11 protein-coding genes and 3 tRNA genes are annotated in these 18,773 nt (G+C 30.6%); 8 read left to right on the top strand and 6 right to left on the bottom strand.

The annotated features are described in order from the left end of the window. Positions 1-86: 86 nt before the first annotated feature. Positions 87-2,528 (bottom strand): bifunctional aspartate kinase/homoserine dehydrogenase I, encoded by a 2,442-nt coding sequence (gene thrA, locus SJY17_RS11275; RefSeq protein ID WP_397362660.1) that lies wholly within the window; start codon positions 2,526-2,528, stop codon positions 87-89. 223 nt (positions 2,529-2,751) lie between these two features. Here thrA and SJY17_RS11280 point away from each other — a divergent pair, with 223 nt between their 5' ends. Continuing rightward, positions 2,752-4,311 carry an NAD(P)H-hydrate dehydratase gene (locus SJY17_RS11280; protein WP_397362661.1) on the top strand — a complete coding sequence of 520 codons (1,560 nt, stop codon included), beginning with the start codon at positions 2,752-2,754 and terminating at the stop codon, positions 4,309-4,311. Between the two features lie 57 nt (positions 4,312-4,368). Here the strand turns inward: SJY17_RS11280 and SJY17_RS11285 are convergent, their stop codons facing one another. Next, positions 4,369-5,421, bottom strand: coding sequence for a TlpA family protein disulfide reductase (locus SJY17_RS11285; RefSeq protein ID WP_397362662.1), 1,053 nt, complete (start codon positions 5,419-5,421; stop codon positions 4,369-4,371). Between the two features lie 127 nt (positions 5,422-5,548). On the opposite strand from SJY17_RS11285, the gene hutH reads away from it, so the two are divergent. After that, on the top strand, positions 5,549-7,057 hold the full coding sequence (gene hutH / locus SJY17_RS11290; protein ID WP_397362663.1) for a histidine ammonia-lyase: 1,509 nt from the start codon (positions 5,549-5,551) through the stop codon (positions 7,055-7,057). Between the two features lie 10 nt (positions 7,058-7,067). On the opposite strand, the gene SJY17_RS11295 is transcribed toward hutH, so the two are convergent. Both SJY17_RS11295 and SJY17_RS11300 read right to left on the bottom strand, forming a co-directional pair. Further along, on the bottom strand, positions 7,068-7,433 hold the full coding sequence (locus tag SJY17_RS11295) for a hypothetical protein (protein WP_397362664.1): 366 nt from the start codon (positions 7,431-7,433) through the stop codon (positions 7,068-7,070). 79 nt (positions 7,434-7,512) lie between these two features. Next, a complete protein-coding gene (locus SJY17_RS11300) occupies positions 7,513-10,068 on the bottom strand; it encodes an ATP-dependent Clp protease ATP-binding subunit (protein WP_397364876.1) in 2,556 nt (851 codons plus the stop codon). Positions 10,069-10,326: 258 nt separating this feature from the next. On the opposite strand from SJY17_RS11300, the gene gyrA reads away from it, so the two are divergent. Both gyrA and SJY17_RS11310 read left to right on the top strand, forming a co-directional pair. Continuing rightward, positions 10,327-12,876: a DNA gyrase subunit A gene (gyrA, locus tag SJY17_RS11305; RefSeq protein ID WP_397362665.1), complete on the top strand. Its 2,550-nt coding sequence runs from the start codon at positions 10,327-10,329 to the stop codon at positions 12,874-12,876. 24 nt (positions 12,877-12,900) lie between these two features. Continuing rightward, positions 12,901-14,130, top strand: a complete 1,230-nt coding sequence (locus SJY17_RS11310) for a tetratricopeptide repeat protein (RefSeq protein ID WP_397362666.1) — start codon at positions 12,901-12,903, stop codon at positions 14,128-14,130. Positions 14,131-14,186: 56 nt separating this feature from the next. On the opposite strand, the gene SJY17_RS11315 is transcribed toward SJY17_RS11310, so the two are convergent. Continuing rightward, a complete protein-coding gene (locus SJY17_RS11315) occupies positions 14,187-14,936 on the bottom strand; it encodes an NlpC/P60 family protein (protein WP_397362667.1) in 750 nt (249 codons plus the stop codon). 9 nt (positions 14,937-14,945) lie between these two features. Then, on the bottom strand, positions 14,946-16,124 hold the full coding sequence (locus tag SJY17_RS11320; RefSeq protein WP_397362668.1) for an acetyl-CoA C-acyltransferase: 1,179 nt from the start codon (positions 16,122-16,124) through the stop codon (positions 14,946-14,948). Between the two features lie 124 nt (positions 16,125-16,248). Here SJY17_RS11320 and SJY17_RS11325 point away from each other — a divergent pair, with 124 nt between their 5' ends. The 4 genes from SJY17_RS11325 to SJY17_RS11340 all read left to right on the top strand — a co-directional run bounded on the left by SJY17_RS11325 (position 16,249) and on the right by SJY17_RS11340 (position 18,672). Continuing rightward, positions 16,249-18,291, top strand: coding sequence for an HD family phosphohydrolase (locus SJY17_RS11325; RefSeq protein WP_397362669.1), 2,043 nt, complete (start codon positions 16,249-16,251; stop codon positions 18,289-18,291). A gap of 91 nt (positions 18,292-18,382) precedes the next feature. After that, positions 18,383-18,471: transfer RNA gene (locus tag SJY17_RS11330), tRNA-Ser, on the top strand. A gap of 38 nt (positions 18,472-18,509) precedes the next feature. After that, positions 18,510-18,584 (top strand) — tRNA-Pro (locus SJY17_RS11335). 14 nt (positions 18,585-18,598) lie between these two features. Further along, positions 18,599-18,672, top strand: a tRNA-Arg gene (locus SJY17_RS11340). The last annotated feature ends 101 nt before the right edge of the window (positions 18,673-18,773 follow it).

An 18,773-nucleotide genomic window follows, 5' to 3' on the forward strand; every position in this document is an offset into this window, starting at 1 on the left:
TTTCGGAATTACGTGCTTAACGCTACGCGTTGCATCTACATTCCTACGTTCATTATTTCTGCATTTCAATGTTCAATTCTATGAATTTATTTATTACCAATTCTGATAATATCTGCAAATAATCCTGATGCTGTAACATCTGCTCCAGCTCCTGCACCTTTAACTATTAAAGGTTGTTCTGGATAACGTTGTGTGTAAAACATAACAATATTATCTTTTCCTTCTAGATTGTAAAAAGGGTGTCCAACAGGGACTTCTTGTAATCCAACTTTAGCTTTACCGTTTTTATATTCTGCTACATATTTTAATTGGCAATTATTTGCTTTTGCAGAAGCATAAAGTTTTTGAAAATGAGCTTCGTCATTAACTAATGTCTCATAAAAATCGTCTACAGAGTCACTTTCTAAATTAGCTTTGGTTAAAAAAGGATCGTTTACAATATCTTCTATTTCCATTGCTAAGCCATTTTCTCTAGCTAATATTAATATTTTTCTAGCGACATCAATTCCGCTTAAATCTATACGTGGATCTGGTTCTGTGTATCCTTCAAATTGTGCTTGTTTTACAGTATCATGAAAATTCTTTTTATCGCTAAAGTTATTAAATACAAAGTTTAAACTTCCAGATAACACTGCTTGAATACTAATAACTTTATCTCCAGATGCTACTAAATTATTTAGTGTATTAATAATTGGTAAACCTGCACCAACATTAGTTTCGTATAAAAAAGGTGCATTATATTTTAGCGATAAATCTTGTAGGTTTTTATAATTAGAATATTTGTCTGAACATGCAATTTTATTACAAGCCACTACAGCAACGCTTTGTTTTAAATAGTTTTCATAAACTGCTGCAACATCACTATTTGCTGTAACATCTACAAAAATGCTGTTTCTTAAATTTAGTTCTATTACTTTATTATAAAACCCATCAATACTTGATGGATCTGCGTGATGAAACTGAGCTGCCCAATTATTTAAATCGATTCCATTAGGATCAAAAATCATTTTTCGGGAATTAGCCATTCCAACAATTTTGACCTCTAGTTTTAGATTTTTCTTTAAAAAAGCATGTTGTTGTTGTATCTGATCAATTAATTTTTCGCCAACATTACCAATTCCAGTAATAAATACATTTAGCTGTTTTGTATTGACTTCAAAAAAACGTTCGTGTAAACTATTTAAAGCTTTGCTAACATCTGCTTCATTAATAACTGCAGAGATATTTTTTTCTGATGCACCTTGTGCAATAGCTCTAACATTAATATTATTTTTTCCTAAAGTGCTAAATAGTTTTCCGCTAATACCTTGGTGACTTTTCATATTATCACCAATTAAAGCAATAATTGATAAGTCTTTTTCAATAATTATTGGATTAATTTTATTTAAGGAGATTTCGTATTCAAAAGCAGTATTTATAGCAGTTTCAGCTTTACTAGCATTATCTTGATCTATTCCAAAACAGATTGAATGTTCTGACGATGCTTGTGTTATAAAAATGATATTAACTTTCTCGTTGGCTAAAGTTTCAAACAAACGTTTAGAAAATCCTGGTATACCAACCATTCCACTTCCTTCTAATGTTAAAAGTGCAACATCATTTATATGACTAATTCCTTTAACTGTTAAATTAGTACCATTATTTTGATTAGAAATAGTAGTCCCTACAGCTTCTGGTTGCATTGTGTTTTTTATATGAATAGGAATCTTTAAATCCAAAACAGGTTGTACAGTTGGTGGATATAACACTTTTGCTCCAAAATGAGACAATTCCATAGCTTCTTGATACGATAAGTTTGCTATTGGATAGGCTTGTTTTACTAACTTAGGGTTTGTAGTATACATACCACTAACATCAGTCCAAATCTCTAAACGTTCCACTTTTAAAGCAGCTGCAATAATAGCTGCAGTAAAATCTGATCCACCACGACCTAAAGTTGTAATATCTCCATCTTGAGATTTTGATACAAAACCTGGTAATATTGTAATTTGCTGGTTTGCTTTATTAAAATAGTCGGTTATATTTTTATTAGTGATGTTATAATTTACTTCTGCTTTAGTAAAATTAGAATCCGTTACAATTAACTCTTGACTATTTTTTAAAATAGTATTTAAATTAAGGTCTTCCATTGTTTTTGCAATAATAAAAGACGATAATAATTCTCCAAAACTAACTAGTTTATCAGACGTTTTTGGAGATAGCTCGTTAATTAAATAAATACCATTTAATAATTGTTCTAGGTCTTCAAATTTTGTTTCTACTTCTGCAATTATAGTTTTAGAGTTTGGTGCTAAGGTTTTAATAATATCAAAATGTTTAGTTTTAATGTCATTAAAGACTGTTAAATAGGCTTTGTTTTTAGCTTTAGCTAAAGCTCCAGCTTCTAATAATTTATCTGTAACACCTCCTACAGCAGACACAACACAAACTAGTGTACTAGTTTGAGATTCTTGTTTTAAAATGTCTATTACTTTTTTTATGTTTTGAGCCGAACCTACAGAGGTACCTCCAAATTTCAATACTTTCATTATACTATTTTTTGATAAGATTTGTAGTTTTTAAAACTACCTAAACGGAAGGAATATATAGATTAACCCAAAAGGGTAATGGTCATAATTGATGTAAAAATTGTAAGTGTTTTTTTCATTTTATGTGGCTATACATATCAAATGTATTACTTTTACTTTTAGGAAAAAAACCAAATGTCAATTTTTATGAGATTGATAATTAATAGCCTATATTTTATTAAAAATGAAAATATTTTCGAAAGAACAAATTTATGAAGGTGATGCCTTAACCTCTAAAAAACAAGGAATTACATCAACAGACTTAATGGAGCGTGCAGGAACCCAAATTTTTAATTGGTTACATATGCGTATGCAAGGAGCCCAAGTACCTATACATGTGTTTTGTGGGATTGGTAATAATGGAGGAGATGGTTTAGTTGTTGCAAGACATTTAATTACACATGGTTATAACGTTAAAACATATATTGTAAATTGTAGTAAAACCAGATCTAAAGATTTTTTAATTAATTACGATCGTATAAAAAGTACAAGCAAAGATTGGCCTATATTATTAAGTGATGCAAGCGAGTTTCCTGCTATTGAAGAAAGAGATATAATAGTAGATGCTATTTTTGGAATTGGATTAAATCGTCCAATTGTAGATTGGGTAAAACAATTATTTAATCATTTTAGAGCTACTAAAGCATTTGTATTATCGATAGATTTACCATCTGGTTTAAATCCAGATGCAATACCAACAGATAAAGAATGTGTTGTAAATGCAGGTTATACACTAAGTTTTCAAACACCAAAACTAGTATTCTTTTTACCAGAAACTGCTCAATACACACACCAATGGGAAGTTTTGGATATAGGAATAGATCCAGAATATTTATATACAACACCAACTGAAACTGAATTAATTGGAAAAAACGAAGTGCTTCCAATTTATAAACCAAGACAAAAATTTAGCCATAAAGGCGATTTTGGTCATGCATTGGTTATTGGAGGAAGTTATGGAAAAATTGGAGCTGTTACTTTAGCATCACAAGCTGTATTGTCTATTGGAGCAGGAAAAGTAACTGCTTACACTCCAAAATGTGGCTATATACCTTTGCAAAGTAGCTTTCCGGAAGCTATGGTTATTACTGATAAAGATGAAGAAAAATTAACTTCCATTGCATTTGATATTAAACCTAATGTTATTGCATTTGGAGTTGGAGCAGGAGTAGACACAAAAACGGTTAGTGCTTTTGGAACTTTTTTAAAAACTAACACAATTCCTTTAGTCATTGATGCAGATGGAATAAACATTCTGGCTAAGAAAAAAACGTTATTAAAACTATTACCTGAAAATACTGTTTTAACACCACATCCAAAAGAATTAGAAGGTTTGGTTGGTAAATGGAAAGACGATTTTGATAAATTAAAAAAGACAAAAGCATTTTCTAAAAAACATAAATGTATCATTGTTATTAAAGGTGCAAACACTATAACTGTATATGCAGATAAATTATTTATAAATGCTACAGGAAACCCTGGATTAGCAACAGCAGGGACAGGAGACGTGTTAACAGGAATGATTACTGGATTAATTGCGCAAGGTTATGAGCCTATTGCAGCTACGCTATTTGGTGTGTATTTACACGGAAAATCTGCCGATTTATTAATTGAAGATTTAGGATACCAAAGCCTTTTAGCAAGTCATGTTATTGAGGGCATACCTTTGGCTTTTTTAGATTTATTTAAACAACCTGAACCACCTCAAGTAGAAGAAGAAAGTGAAGCAAATCCTGAAAATTAAAGCATAAAAAAAGCGAACTATTTAGTTCGCTTTTTTTATATAATATTATATCTAGTCTTAGATTCCAAAAGAATTAAAGTACTCTTTAATTTTTGGATAAGAAGGTCTTGGTGCATCTGCATTAACAATATTTCCATTAGGATCTATTAAAATAAATCTTGGTATAGAGTTAATTTTGTAACCTGTAACAAAATCAGATTTAAACGCTTTGTCAGAAAATAATTGGATTCCGCTCATTTCTTTTTCTGTAATCATTTTTCTCCAACCTTCTTTAGCTAATTTAAAAGATTCTTCTTTACTATTAGCTCTGTAACCTCTTCCTTCATCTGTAGATATACTTACAAAAGCAATGTTTTTTCCTTCATAGTCTTTCTCTAAAGTTTGTAAAGCAGGTATCTCACCAATACAAGGTTCACACCAAGTTGCCCAAACATCTACATATACATATTTACCTTTTAAATCAGATAAAGATGTAGTACCACCTTTAAAGTTTTCATAGTTCTCAAAAATAGGAGATACAGTTCCAGCTGGCAATTGTTGTTTTAATTTAATTCCGCCTAAAACATAATTTTTTAAACCTTTAAGCATAGGTTCTACTCCTTTTTTAGAATCTGCGATTAAAGTAGAGTCTATAGCTGCATTTTTATCATAAAACGCTAGCATTTCTGTTTTTAAGCTTTCTACTTTTGCATCTAACCCTTTTTCATCTAAGTTTTTTAAAGCTTCAATATCAATCAAACTTTCTTCAAAAGTTGCTTTTTCAGATAAAAAGTTAGATTTTTCAGATCCTTTTCCAGAAAATTTTACTGACTCATCAAACATTTTTGTGTCTAAAGTCATTTTTACATCCATATCATTTGCAAGAAAGACACTAGTCTGTTCTTTACCATCATAAATACCATAAACTCCAGATTTTACTTTTAAAGTATCACTAAAAGTTCCGTCTTCATTAACTTTAATAGTTTTTTTATAAGTTCTTCCTTGATATACAAATAAAGAGTCACTGTTTTTATTTTCTATTTTACCAGAAAATGTCGCGTAATCTTTAGGCGCTTCTTTTTTGCAAGCAACAATGGATAGAGCTGCTAAACAAATAAATATTTTTTTCATTTTTTATAGATTTTATTGAGTTCAAAAATAAATAGAATAATACTACTTTTAAAGATTTTACTTAATTATTAACAATTACTTGCATATTATTATAGTATTGGTGATTTTTGAGGTATAAAAATATCAAATGCTTAAAACACATCTTATTTCATCAAAGCCATTAGATTTGGCAACTATTCAAAATATAATTTTAGAGCAAAAAGTTTTAAAATTATCTGAAGAATCTATAACTAAGATAAAAAAGTGTAGAACTTATTTAGATGAAAAATTAAAATCTGAAACACGACCAATTTATGGTATAAACACAGGTTTTGGATCTTTATATAATGTAAAAATAAGTAATGAAAATTTAACTAAATTACAAGAAAACCTAATGATGTCACACGCTTGTGGCACAGGAGATTTGGTTCCAAATGAAATAGTTAAATTAATGTTGTTGTTAAAAATTCAGTCGTTAAGTTATGGACATTCTGGAATTCAGCTTCAAACAATAGAGCGTTTAATTGATTTTTATAATAACGATGTTTTACCATTAGTCTATACCCAAGGATCTCTTGGAGCTTCTGGAGATTTATCTCCTTTAGCACATTTATCTTTGCCTTTAATAGGTAAAGGAAAAGTGTTTTTTAAAGATGCTATTTTAGAGGCAGATGAAGTGCTTAAACATTTTAATTGGCAGCCCATTACAATGCAATCTAAAGAAGGACTTGCTTTATTAAATGGTACGCAGTTTATGAGTGCTTATGGTACTTATTTATTATTAAAATCTTATAAATTATCTTATTTAGCAGATTTAATTGGAAGTGTGTCTATCGATGCTTTTGATGGTAGGATAGAGCCATTTAATGAATTAATACATTTAGTTAGACCACACAATGGACAATTAAAAACTGCTAAGCGTGTAAGAGCGTTTTTAGAAGGAAGTCAAATAATAGCTCAGAAAAAACAACACGTACAAGATCCATATAGTTTTAGATGTATTCCACAAGTCCATGGAGCTACAAAAGACACACTAGCTTTTGTAGAAAAAACGTTTGTTACAGAAATAAATGCTGTAACTGATAATCCAAATATATTTGCTAGTGAAGACGAAATTATTTCTGGTGGAAATTTTCATGGTCAACCCTTAGCTTTAGCTTTAGATTATTTAAAAATAGCTATGGCAGAACTAGGAAATATTTCTGAAAGACGTGTGTTTCAATTAGTATCAGGATTACGTGGTTTGCCTGCATTTTTGGTAGATAATCCAGGTTTAAACTCTGGTTTTATGATCCCTCAATATACTGCTGCAAGTATTGTTAGTGCTAATAAACAATTAGCAACTCCTGCTAGTATAGATAGTATTGTGTCAAGTAATGGGCAAGAGGATCATGTTAGTATGGGAGCAAATGCAGCAACACAAGCTTATACTTTAATTAATAATGTAGAACGTGTTTTGGCTATAGAGTTATTTAATGCTTCTCAAGCTTTAGGGTTTAGAACACCTTTAAAATCTAGTGATTTTATTGAGCAATTTTTAACTAGCTATCGTCAAGTAGTACCTTTTATAAAAGAAGACGAAATATTACACGATGATATAGAAATGTCTATTGAATTTATTCAAACTTTAGGTGTAGATGTTGAGGAGTTATTTTAAAAATTACAATTTATTGTTTTAGTATTTTTTTAGCCCATTTTTTAGCTTTATTTAAATCACGAAAAATTTCTAAGGGTTTGTTTAAAAATAGACTTTCTATTTCTGCATTTCTGGCAGATAATGTTTTAGACACTACAGCAAAACCTACAAGGTTTTCGATTTTTGAAACATCCTCATAAATAATTGGATCTACAGAGTAGGAGTGTATTCTATTTGTAATATACACAAAAGGTTCTGTGTTGAATGCAACAGTAGAAAAGTAGATGATTTTATCACACAACTCTTTATTTAAAATAACTCCTTCGTTAATCTCAGCTATAAGGATATTGTCTTTAACAAGTAAGTTACAGAAAGATAAAGTAGTTTTTGTATCCATGATTTAAAATCTAAAATTCATAAAAAAAGCTTCATTAATAATATAGTGAAGCTTTTTTGAATTTACAAATAAATGTTTTTTAAGACTCAGTAGGCTTTTCAGCTTTTTCGATTTTAATAGTAATCTCATCAGTTTTCTTATCTAAATCCATTATTATTTTATCTCCATCTTGTAATTTTGAAGTAATAATTTCTTCAGCTAAAGCGTCTTCAACATATTTTTGAATGGCACGTTTTAAAGGACGTGCTCCATATTGCTTATCAAAACCTTTTTCTGCAATATATTCTTTTGCAGCTTTTGTTAGTTTAAGTGTATACCCTAGACCATCAATTCTGTTTAATAGTTTTTCTAATTCAATATCAATAATTTTATTAATGTCTTCTTTTTCAAGTGCATTAAATACTACGACATCGTCAATTCTATTTAAAAATTCTGGTGCAAAAGACTTTTTAAGCGCATTTTGTATTACGCTTCTAGCATTAGCATCTTCCTGAGATTTTTGAGAGGCAGTTCCAAAACCAATTCCAGTTCCAAAATCTTTTAATTTACGTGCTCCAATATTAGAAGTCATAATAATTATGGTATTTCTAAAGTCGATTTTTCTACCTAAACTATCTGTTAAATAACCATCATCTAATACTTGAAGTAACATATTAAATACATCTGGATGTGCTTTTTCTATTTCGTCTAATAATACAACACAGTAAGGTTTGCGTCTAACTTTTTCAGTCAATTGTCCACCTTCTTCATATCCAACATATCCTGGAGGTGCTCCAACTAATCTTGAAATAGCAAATTTTTCCATGTACTCACTCATGTCAATTCTAACTAAAGAATCTTCGCTGTCAAACAATTGTCTAGACAACACCTTGGCTAACTGCGTTTTACCAACTCCTGTTTGTCCTAAAAATATAAATGACCCAATTGGTTTGTTAGGATCTTTAAGTCCAGCACGATTACGCTGTATGGCTTTGACAACTTTTGCAACCGCTTCATCTTGACCAATAACTTTTCCTTTAATAAGTTCTGGTAGTTGCGCTAATTTATTGCTTTCTGTTTGTGCAATACGATTTACAGGAACACCTGTCATCATCGATACAACATCAGCAACATTGTCTTCTGTTACTGTTTCTTTATGTTGTTTAGTGTCTTCTTCCCATTTTTCTTGTGCTATTGCAAGTTCTTTTTCAATGCGTTTTTCATCATCACGCAATCTTGCTGCTTCTTCATATTTTTGCTTTTTAACAACCGAGTTTTTAGTTTCTCTAACCTCTTCAAGCTGTTTTTCTAATTCTATAATTTGTTTTGGTACATTAATGTTAGTAATGTGTACTCTAGAACCTGCTTCATCTAAAGCATCAATAGCTTTGTCTGGAAGAAAACGTTCTGTCATATAACGATTTGTTAACTTGACACAAGCTTCAATAGCATCGTCTGTATATGATACATTATGATGTTCTTCGTATTTACCTTTAATATTATTAAGTATTTCAATTGTTTCTTCTACACTAGTAGGTTCAACAATTACTTTCTGGAAACGACGCTCTAAAGCACCATCTTTCTCAATATATTGTCTGTATTCATCTAAAGTAGTAGCACCAATACATTGTATTTCTCCTCTTGCTAAAGCAGGTTTAAACATATTAGAAGCATCTAAGCTTCCTGTTGCTCCACCAGCTCCAACAATTGTATGAATCTCGTCTATAAATAAAATGACATCGTCATTTTTTTCAAGTTCATTCATAACAGCTTTCATGCGCTCTTCAAACTGTCCTCTATATTTAGTTCCAGCAACTAAGCTTGCTAAATCTAAAGTTACCACACGTTTGTTAAATAAAATACGTGACACTTTTTTGCTAATAATTCTGTTTGCTAAACCTTCAGCAATTGCAGATTTACCAACTCCAGGCTCACCAATTAATAGTGGATTATTTTTTTTACGTCGTGATAAAATTTGTGAGACACGCTCAATTTCTTTTTCACGACCAACTACTGGATCTAGTTTTCCTTCTTCAGCCATAGCTGTAAGATCGCGTCCAAAATTATCTAAAACAGGAGTTTTAGATTTTTTATTGCCTTTAGCTCCAGGTGTATTAAATATGTCTTTAGAACTAGCGTCTTCTGCAGAAGGATCATCCTGAAATGATTCAGCTTTAGGAGAACCAGTAATATCTTCGAAATTATCGTCGTTTGTTATCATAGACTTAAATTGTTCTTTTACGTTATCATAATCTACTTTTAACTTATTTAAAAGTTTTGTAGTAGGATCGTTTTCGTTTCTTAAAATGCACAATAATAAGTGTGCAGTATTAATTGACGTACTTTGAAACAGTTTAGCTTCTAAAAACGTTGTTTTTAGTGCGCGTTCTGCTTGTCTTGTCAAATGCAAGTTCTTCTTTTCGTTAGAAGTAATTGTAGTATTAGGATTAGCAGGACTTAATATTTCAACCTTACGTCTTAAATGATTTAAATCAATAGCCAACGCATTTAAAATATTAATAGCTTTTCCGTTTCCATCTCTTAATAAACCAAGCATTAGGTGTTCAGTACCTATAAAATCATGTCCTAAGCGTAATGCTTCCTCTTTACTATAAGCAATTACATCCTTAACTCTTGGTGAAAAATTATCATCCATATATTTATTCCTTTCAGCTTTAAAAATAGTAAACATTATTAGTATTGGCAAAAACTATACCTAAATAATTTGTTAATTATTTGAGGTTTGAATGTAATGATAAAATCAAAATAATCCACAATAGAGTTATTAACTAAAATCGAGTCTAAAATGTTAATAAAAAACACCAAAAAACAGACTTAAATGTCTTACTGTTACTAATGAAAGTTATATATTAGCGTGTTTTGAAATAATGAATAAAACTAATTAAATTTATATATGGCAGAAGGAGAAAAAGTCATTCCAATTAACATTGAAGATGAAATGAAATCGGCTTACATTGATTATTCAATGTCAGTCATTGTGTCACGTGCTTTACCAGATGTAAGAGACGGTTTAAAACCAGTACATAGACGTGTACTTTACGGTATGCATGAACTTGGTGTTAGAGCCAATTCGGCACATAAAAAATCAGCAAGAATAGTAGGAGAGGTTTTAGGTAAGTATCATCCACATGGAGATACATCTGTTTATGATGCAATGGTACGTATGGCTCAAGAATGGAGTTTACGTTACATGCTTGTAGATGGTCAAGGTAACTTTGGATCTGTAGATGGAGATAGTCCAGCTGCAATGCGTTATACAGAAGCACGTATGCGTAAGATATCTGAAGACATGTTGGCAGATATCGATAAAGAAACTGTAGATCATAAATTAAATTTTGATGATACTTTAGAAGAGCCTACGGTTTTACCAACACGTGTACCAGGTTTATTAATAAATGGAGCATCAGGTATTGCAGTAGGTATGGCAACTAATATGCCACCACATAATTTATCTGAAGTTGTAGATGGTACTATGGCTTATATAGATAATCCTGACATTGAAATTGACGAAATTATTACACATATTAAAGCACCAGATTTTCCAACAGGTGGAACAATTTATGGTTATGATGGTGTAAAAGAAGCTTTTCATACTGGAAGAGGACGTATTGTAATGCGTGCAAAAGCTATAATTGAAGAAGTACAAGGACGTGAATGTGTAATTGTTACTGAAATCCCTTACCAAGTCAATAAAGCAGACATGATCAAGAAAACTGCAGATTTGGTTAACGATAAAAAGCTAGAAGGTATTTCTACAATTCGTGATGAGTCTGACAGAAATGGTATGCGTATTGTTTACGTTTTAAAACGTGATGCAATTCCTAATATAGTTTTAAACAAATTATTTAAATATACTGCTTTACAATCTTCTTTTAGTGTAAATAATATTGCATTAGTAAATGGACGACCACAGTTATTAAATGTAAAAGAATTAATACATTATTTTGTTGAACATAGACATGAAGTTGTTGTTAGACGTACAACTTATGAGTTACGTAAAGCAGAAGAGCGTGCACATATATTAGAAGGTTTAATTATTGCTTCAGATAATATTGATGAAGTTATTAAAATTATAAGAGCATCATCTAATGCTGATGAAGCAAGAACTAATTTAATTGAGCGTTTTAAACTTTCAGAAATCCAAGCAAAAGCAATTGTAGAAATGCGATTGAGACAGCTAACTGGATTAGAGCAAGATAAATTACGTGCTGAATATGAAGATATAATGAAAACTATTGACGATCTTAAAGATATCTTAGACAAAAAAGATCGTAGGATGCAAATCATTAAAGATGAATTGCAAGTCATTAAAGATAAATATGGAGATGAACGTCGATCTGTAATAGAATATGCTGGAGGAGATTTAAGTATTGAAGATATGATTCCGGATGAAAAAGTTGTAATCACTATTTCTCATGCTGGTTATATTAAACGTACATCTTTAACAGAATACAAAACACAAAACAGAGGTGGAGTGGGTCAAAAAGCATCAACTACACGTAATGAAGATTTCTTAGAAAACTTATTTGTAGGAACCAATCACCAGTACATGTTATTTTTTACACAAAAAGGTAAATGTTTCTGGATGCGTGTTTACGAGATTCCTGAAGGAAGTAAAACTTCAAAAGGAAGAGCTATTCAAAACCTTATAAATATTGAGCAAGATGACAAAGTTATGGCATTTATATGTACTCAAGATTTAAAAGACGAAGATTACATAAATAGTAATTTTGTAATAATGGCAACTAAAAAAGGTCAAGTAAAAAAGACCTCTTTAGAACAGTATTCTAGGCCTAGAACTAATGGTATTAATGCAATTACTATTAAAGATGGAGATGAGTTATTAGAAGCTAAACTTACAACAGGAGAAAGTCAAGTGATGTTAGCACTTAAATCTGGTAAAGCAATTAGATTTGAAGAAGCTAAAACAAGACCAATGGGACGAAATGCTTCTGGAGTTAGAGGTATTAGATTACAAGACGAAAAAACAGACGAAGTTGTTGGTATGATCGCTGTAAACGATATGGAAAGTAATATTCTTGTAGTTTCAGAAAATGGTTATGGTAAACGTTCTAGTTTAGAAGACTATAGAATTACTAATCGTGGTGGAAAAGGAGTTAAAACAATTTCTATTACAGAAAAAACAGGAAACTTAGTCGCAATTAAAAATGTAACTGATACAGATGACTTAATGATTATAAATAAATCGGGAATTGCAATTAGAATGGCAGTAAAAGATTTAAGAGTAATGGGAAGAGCTACTCAAGGAGTTAAACTTATAAATTTAAAAGGAAATGATTCTATTGCAGCAGTTGCAAAAGTAATGCAAGATGAAGACGAAGTAGAATTGGATGAAGATGGAAATGTAATAGTTCCTGAAACTACTGAAGCTGTTAGTGATAATGAAGCTGGCACAACTCTTGATATTACTGAAGAAGAATAACATTAACAATTAAAAAAACTAAAAATGAAAAAACAATTAATACTTGCAATAGCGTTATTTGTAACTGTATTTTCTTTTGCACAGAAAAAAGAAATTAAAGCTTTAGAAAAAGCAGTGAAAAGTAATAACTATGCTGAAGCAAAAAATTTAGTAGGTCAATTAGAGTCTATGGTTGGATCTATGGATGACAAATTGAAGAATAAATATTATTTAAATGCAGCTAAAGCATATTTTGCTAATGGATCTAATACTAGTCAAGATATTGCTAAAGTAAGAGAGTTATTATCAAATTTTGGAGATAAAGCTCCTGTTGAGGTTGCTCAGCTTAAACGTGATATTGAAAGTGATTTAATAACTAAGGCTAACGATTTATATACTTCAAAAGATTTTGGCAAAGCAGCAATTGCTTTTGAAAACTTGTATAACGTAACAAAAAAAGATCAAGCATACCTTTATTATGCAGCTGTAAGTGCCATTAATGATCAAGATATGGATGGAGCTTTAAAATATTACCTTCAACTTAAAGACCTTGGTTATACTGGAGTGGCTACAGAATATTTTGCAACTAATAAAGCAAATGGACAAGAAGAGGTATTAGCAAAAAATACAAGAGATAATTATATTAAAATTGGTACTCATGAAAATCCAGGAGAGAGAATTACAGAATCTAAAACTGCTGAGATAACAAAAAACATAGCTTTAATCTACGCAAGTAAAGGGGAAAATGATAAGGCTTTAGCAGCTATGAAGGAAGCAAGAGATGCAAACCCTGAAGACTCAAATTTATTGGTTAGTGAAGCAAATTTGCACTATAAATTAGGTAATAATGCTAAGTATGAAGAGCTTATTAATTTAGCTTTACAAAAAGACCCTAATAATTCAGATTTATTATATAATCTAGCAGTTTTAGCTAATGATGCTGGCAACAAAATAAAAGCAAAAGAATTTTATACAAAATCTTTAAGTATTAATCCTGAAAACGTTAATACATTAACTAATCTTGCTGCTTTAGTTTTGAGTGAAGAACAAGGTCTAGTAGATAGAATGAATAATTTAGGTACTTCTGCTGCAGATAACAGAAAGTATGATGAGTTAAAATCTAAACGTTCAAACTTATATAATGAAGCTATCCCATATTTAGAAAAAGTTATTAAGCTAAAAGAGAGTAGAGAAGTTGCTATTACTCTTGCCAATATATATAGTGCTATTGGAGAAGATGCAAAAGCAAAAGCTTTAAGAGAAAAATATAATTAGTACACTCTTTTGGTATTACTATAATAAAAAAGCCTTCAAATTGAAGGCTTTTTTATTTAAATGATTTTCTTAATTACTCGCAGTTTGTGTGTATGCATTCTACTTTCTGCATTATAAATACCAGTATGATCTAATCTATCAATTCTTACTTTACCATGTGCATGAATAATGTAATTGTCTTGCATTATAATACCTACGTGAATAATATTTCCTTCGCTATTATCAAAAAATGCTAAGTCTCCAGGCTCACTTTCTTCAATAAAACTTAAAGCTTCACCTTGTGTAGCTTGCTGTGATGCATCACGTAATAATCTATAACCACAAAGCTTATAAACCATTTGAGTAAAACCACTACAATCTATGCCAAAAGGTGTTTTACCACCCCAAAGATATGGTGCGTTTAAATATTTAAACGCTGTAGAAATTATATCTGTTTTTGGTTTTTTGCTATCGATTAACAAACCTTCGTATGCATGATTTAATAACTCTAAACTGTTTAATGTAGATCCTAGGACAATTGTATTTAACTGTTTGTTTTCATCTTCAATGAACTCTACTAAATCTGTGGATAATTTAAGAGGTTGTAAATTAGCTTCTTTGTAATATTCTTCAGTAATTTCAAGATACTGCTTATGATCTATCCAACCTTCATATTTATCAAAAGCTAACCTGATTTTGCACCATTGTTTACGTCTTTCTAAAACTTTAAATAAATCACCATATAGGACTTGCGAAACTAACTCGCTAGTATCAGATGCTTCAAGTCTTAAAGGGACTATACTTAAATTACAAACTCCGAATTGCATTAGTATTTTTTAGTGACGTTCAATAATTAACGCAGATGCACCACCACCACCATTACAGATAGCTGCAGCACCAATTTTTGCATTATTTTGTTCTAAAACATTAAGTAATGTAATTAATATTCTTACACCAGAACAGCCAAGTGGGTGTCCTAACAATACTGCACCTCCATTTACATTTACATTAGAATCGTTTAGGCCTAATATTTTCATGTTTGCTAATCCTACTACAGAAAAAGCTTCATTAAATTCAAAAAAATCAACATCGTTTAATGTAATACCAGCTTTTTCAATTGCTAAAGGAAGTGCTTTTGCAGGTGCTGTTGTAAACCATTTAGGGTCTTGTGCAGCATCTGCATAACTTTTTATAGTTGCTAGTGGTTTTAACCCTAATTCTTTTGCTTTTTCTTCACTCATTAATACCATTGCACCAGCACCATCATTAATTGTAGATGCATTTGCAGCAGTCACAGTTCCATCTTTAGAAAAAGCAGGACGTAAACTTGGTATTTTTTCCATTCTTACATTAGTAAATTCTTCATCTTGACTTACAATTTTAGGCTCTCCTCTTCTTTGAGGGACTTCAACAGGAACGACTTCATTATTAAATTTCCCTTCTTTCCATGCTAATTCAGATCGGTTATAACTTTGTATAGCAAAAGCGTCTTGATCTTCTCTTGAAAAATTATATTCAGTAGCACAAGCATCTGCACAAACACCCATTGCGTTTTGGTCATAAGCATCAACTAAACCGTCTTTTTGTAAACCATCAATTAATGTACCTGGTCCAAATTTTGTACCAGTTCTAGCATGAAAGTAATGAGGAATCATACTCATGTTTTCCATTCCACCAGCTATTATAATATCTGCATCGCCTAAAGCTATACTTTGTGCTGCCTGCATAACAGTTTTCATCCCAGAAGCACAAACCTTATTAATAGTAGTACAAGGCACAGTGTCAGGTATTCCTGCATAAATAGCAGCTTGTCTTGCAGGAGCTTGACCAGTACCTGCTTGTACAACATTACCCATTAATACTTCTTGTACTAATTCTGGTTTTAGGTTTATTTTTTCTAAAGCCCCTTTTATAGCAATAGCACCTAGTTTTGTAGCAGGAACAGTACTTAAAGCGCCTAAAAAACTACCAATTGGTGTTCTGGCTGCAGATACAATGACAACTTTTTTACTCATAATTATTGTAATTTAATAAAGAACGAAATTACTAATTTTTTAGTAAATTTTGGAGTAATCTTATTATTATAAGTTAATAATAGTATTATAATTTGTTACATTTGAAAAACACGAGTTTTTAAATATGAAAGACCATATTAACACTATTTATAAAAACCACTCACAGTTTTATAAAATATTATTGCTTTTAGCAACTACTTTTTTAATCGTTTTTATTATTCCTAAAAGTGGTCGTTTTAAATATGATTTTGAAAAAGGAAAACCTTGGCAAACCGAGAATCTGTATGCTCCATTTAATTTTGCGATAAAAAAATCAAGTATAGACGTAGCAAAAGAAAAGTCTGTAGTAACTTTACAGAGCAGTCATTTTTTTAATAAAGAAAATGATGTTGAGTCAAAAGTTAAATTTGATTTTGAAAAAAGTTTCAATACACAGTTTAGTGATACTTTAGTAGATTATAACAGGATAAAATCTAAAGGAATTTCAATTTTAAATAACCTTTATCATTATGGAATTTTAAGTGAAGATTTAAGCCTAAAAGATGATGCCAAAATTTCTATTTTAGTTAATAATGTAGAAAAAAAAACAACAAAGTATTCTGCTTTGCAAAAATTAGGCTCAATAAAAAAGAACATTAATAAAGAACTTAGCAGAACAGATTTATTGCAACATTCAGATAATCTAACAGCTTTAATTTTAAATGTTATAAAATCTGATTTAGTATATAATAAAACATTAACTGAAAATGTTTTAAAAGAATCCTTAGAAAAAGTATCTGAAAATAGAGGAGTTATAGATAAAGGTACATTAATAATATCTAAAGGAGAAGTCGTTAATGATACTAATCTTCTAGTATTAGATTCTCTAACAAAAGAATATGAATCTCAAGTATGGAGTAAATCAAACTATAACTGGATTGTTTTTGCATATACATTATTAGTTGCGTTAGCACTTTTAATGTTGCTTTTATTTATTAGAAAATATAGACAAGACGTATATAAAAACAATACAAAAGTAACATTTATCTTTTTTAATGTTATAGTAATGGTCTTACTTACATCTTTAGTAGTTAATTATAATTCTGAATATGTTTATTTAGTTCCAATAGCAATATTACCTTTAGTTTTAAAAGCTTTTTTTGATGCGCGTTTAGGTTTATTTACTCATGTTATTACAATATTAATATTGGGATCTATTGTTCCAAATAGTTATGAGTACATGTTTCTTCAAATTATTGCAGGAATTGTTACCATTCTTACAGTTTCAGAGCTTTATAAACGTGCAAATCTATTCATATCAGTTGGTCAAATTACTTTAGTATACATAGTTGCTTATTTTGCATTTTTTGTTATACATGAAGCAAGTATAGATAATTTAAAATGGGAAACATTTGGGTTATTTATTTTATGTGGTTTAGCAACACTTTTTGTTCAACCATTAATATATGTTTATGAAAAACTATTTGGATTAGTTTCTGATGTATCATTATTAGAGTTATCTGATACAAATTCTAAACTTTTAAAAGAACTTTCAAATAAAGCACCAGGTACATTTCATCATTCTTTAAACGTAGCAAATTTAGCTGAAGCATCAGCAAACGAAATTAATGCAAATGCAATGTTAGCTAGAGTAGGAGCTTTGTATCATGATGTAGGAAAGATGAAATCTCCGACCTATTTTACAGAAAATCAATCATCAGGTATCAATAGTCATGATGAATTATCTCCAAAAGAAAGTGCCAAAATTATTATTAATCATGTATTAGATGGAATTGAAATTGCAAAAAAGTATAATTTGCCAGATAGAGTTATTGACTTTATAAGGACTCATCATGGAACAAGTCAGGTCTATTATTTTTACATGAAAGAAAAAGCCAGTAATGTAGATGTAGACATTAAAGATTATACATATCCAGGTCCAAAACCCTTTAGTAAAGAAACTGCAATACTTATGATGTGCGATAGCGTAGAAGCTGCATCAAAAAGTTTGAAAGAGCCAACATCCAGTAAAATTGATAATTTTGTAGAAAATATTATAAATAAACAGAAAGACGATGGACAATTCTTAAATGCAGACATTACATTTAAAGAAATTGAATCTATAAAAAAAGTGCTAAAACGCAAGCTTGCAAATATTTACCACTTAAGAATTGAATACCCTGAATAAAAATTAAAAAAAAATAAATAAAAATGTTGCGTTCTTTAAGATGAAATCTTACATTTGCATCCGCAATTTATTGCTAAGTTCTTAAACAATCGGAGAGGTGCCTGAGTGGCCGAAAGGAGCGGTTTGCTAAATCGTCGTAGGTGGAAACACTTACCCAGGGTTCGAATCCCTGTCTCTCCGCTAATTTTCTTACCAGAAAATTTTTAGATAATCAAATTCGGGGTGTAGCGTAGCCCGGTTATCGCGCCACGTTTGGGACGTGGAGGCCGCAGGTTCGAATCCTGCCACCCCGACTTTTCAGAGTTAAGGGCTCTTAGCTCAGCTGGATAGAGCACCTCCCTTCTAAGGAGGCGGTCAAAGGTTCGAATCCTTTAGGGCTCACTTAAAGCCATACTATAGTTAGTATGGCTTTTTTGTTTTTACAACTAAAACTTAATTTACTGAATTAGAGCGTGTTACGAATCTAAATATTGTTCATTTGT

Origin of the sequence: Olleya sp. R77988, from assembly GCF_044594215.1 — a bacterium.
GTDB lineage: Bacteria > Bacteroidota > Bacteroidia > Flavobacteriales > Flavobacteriaceae > Olleya.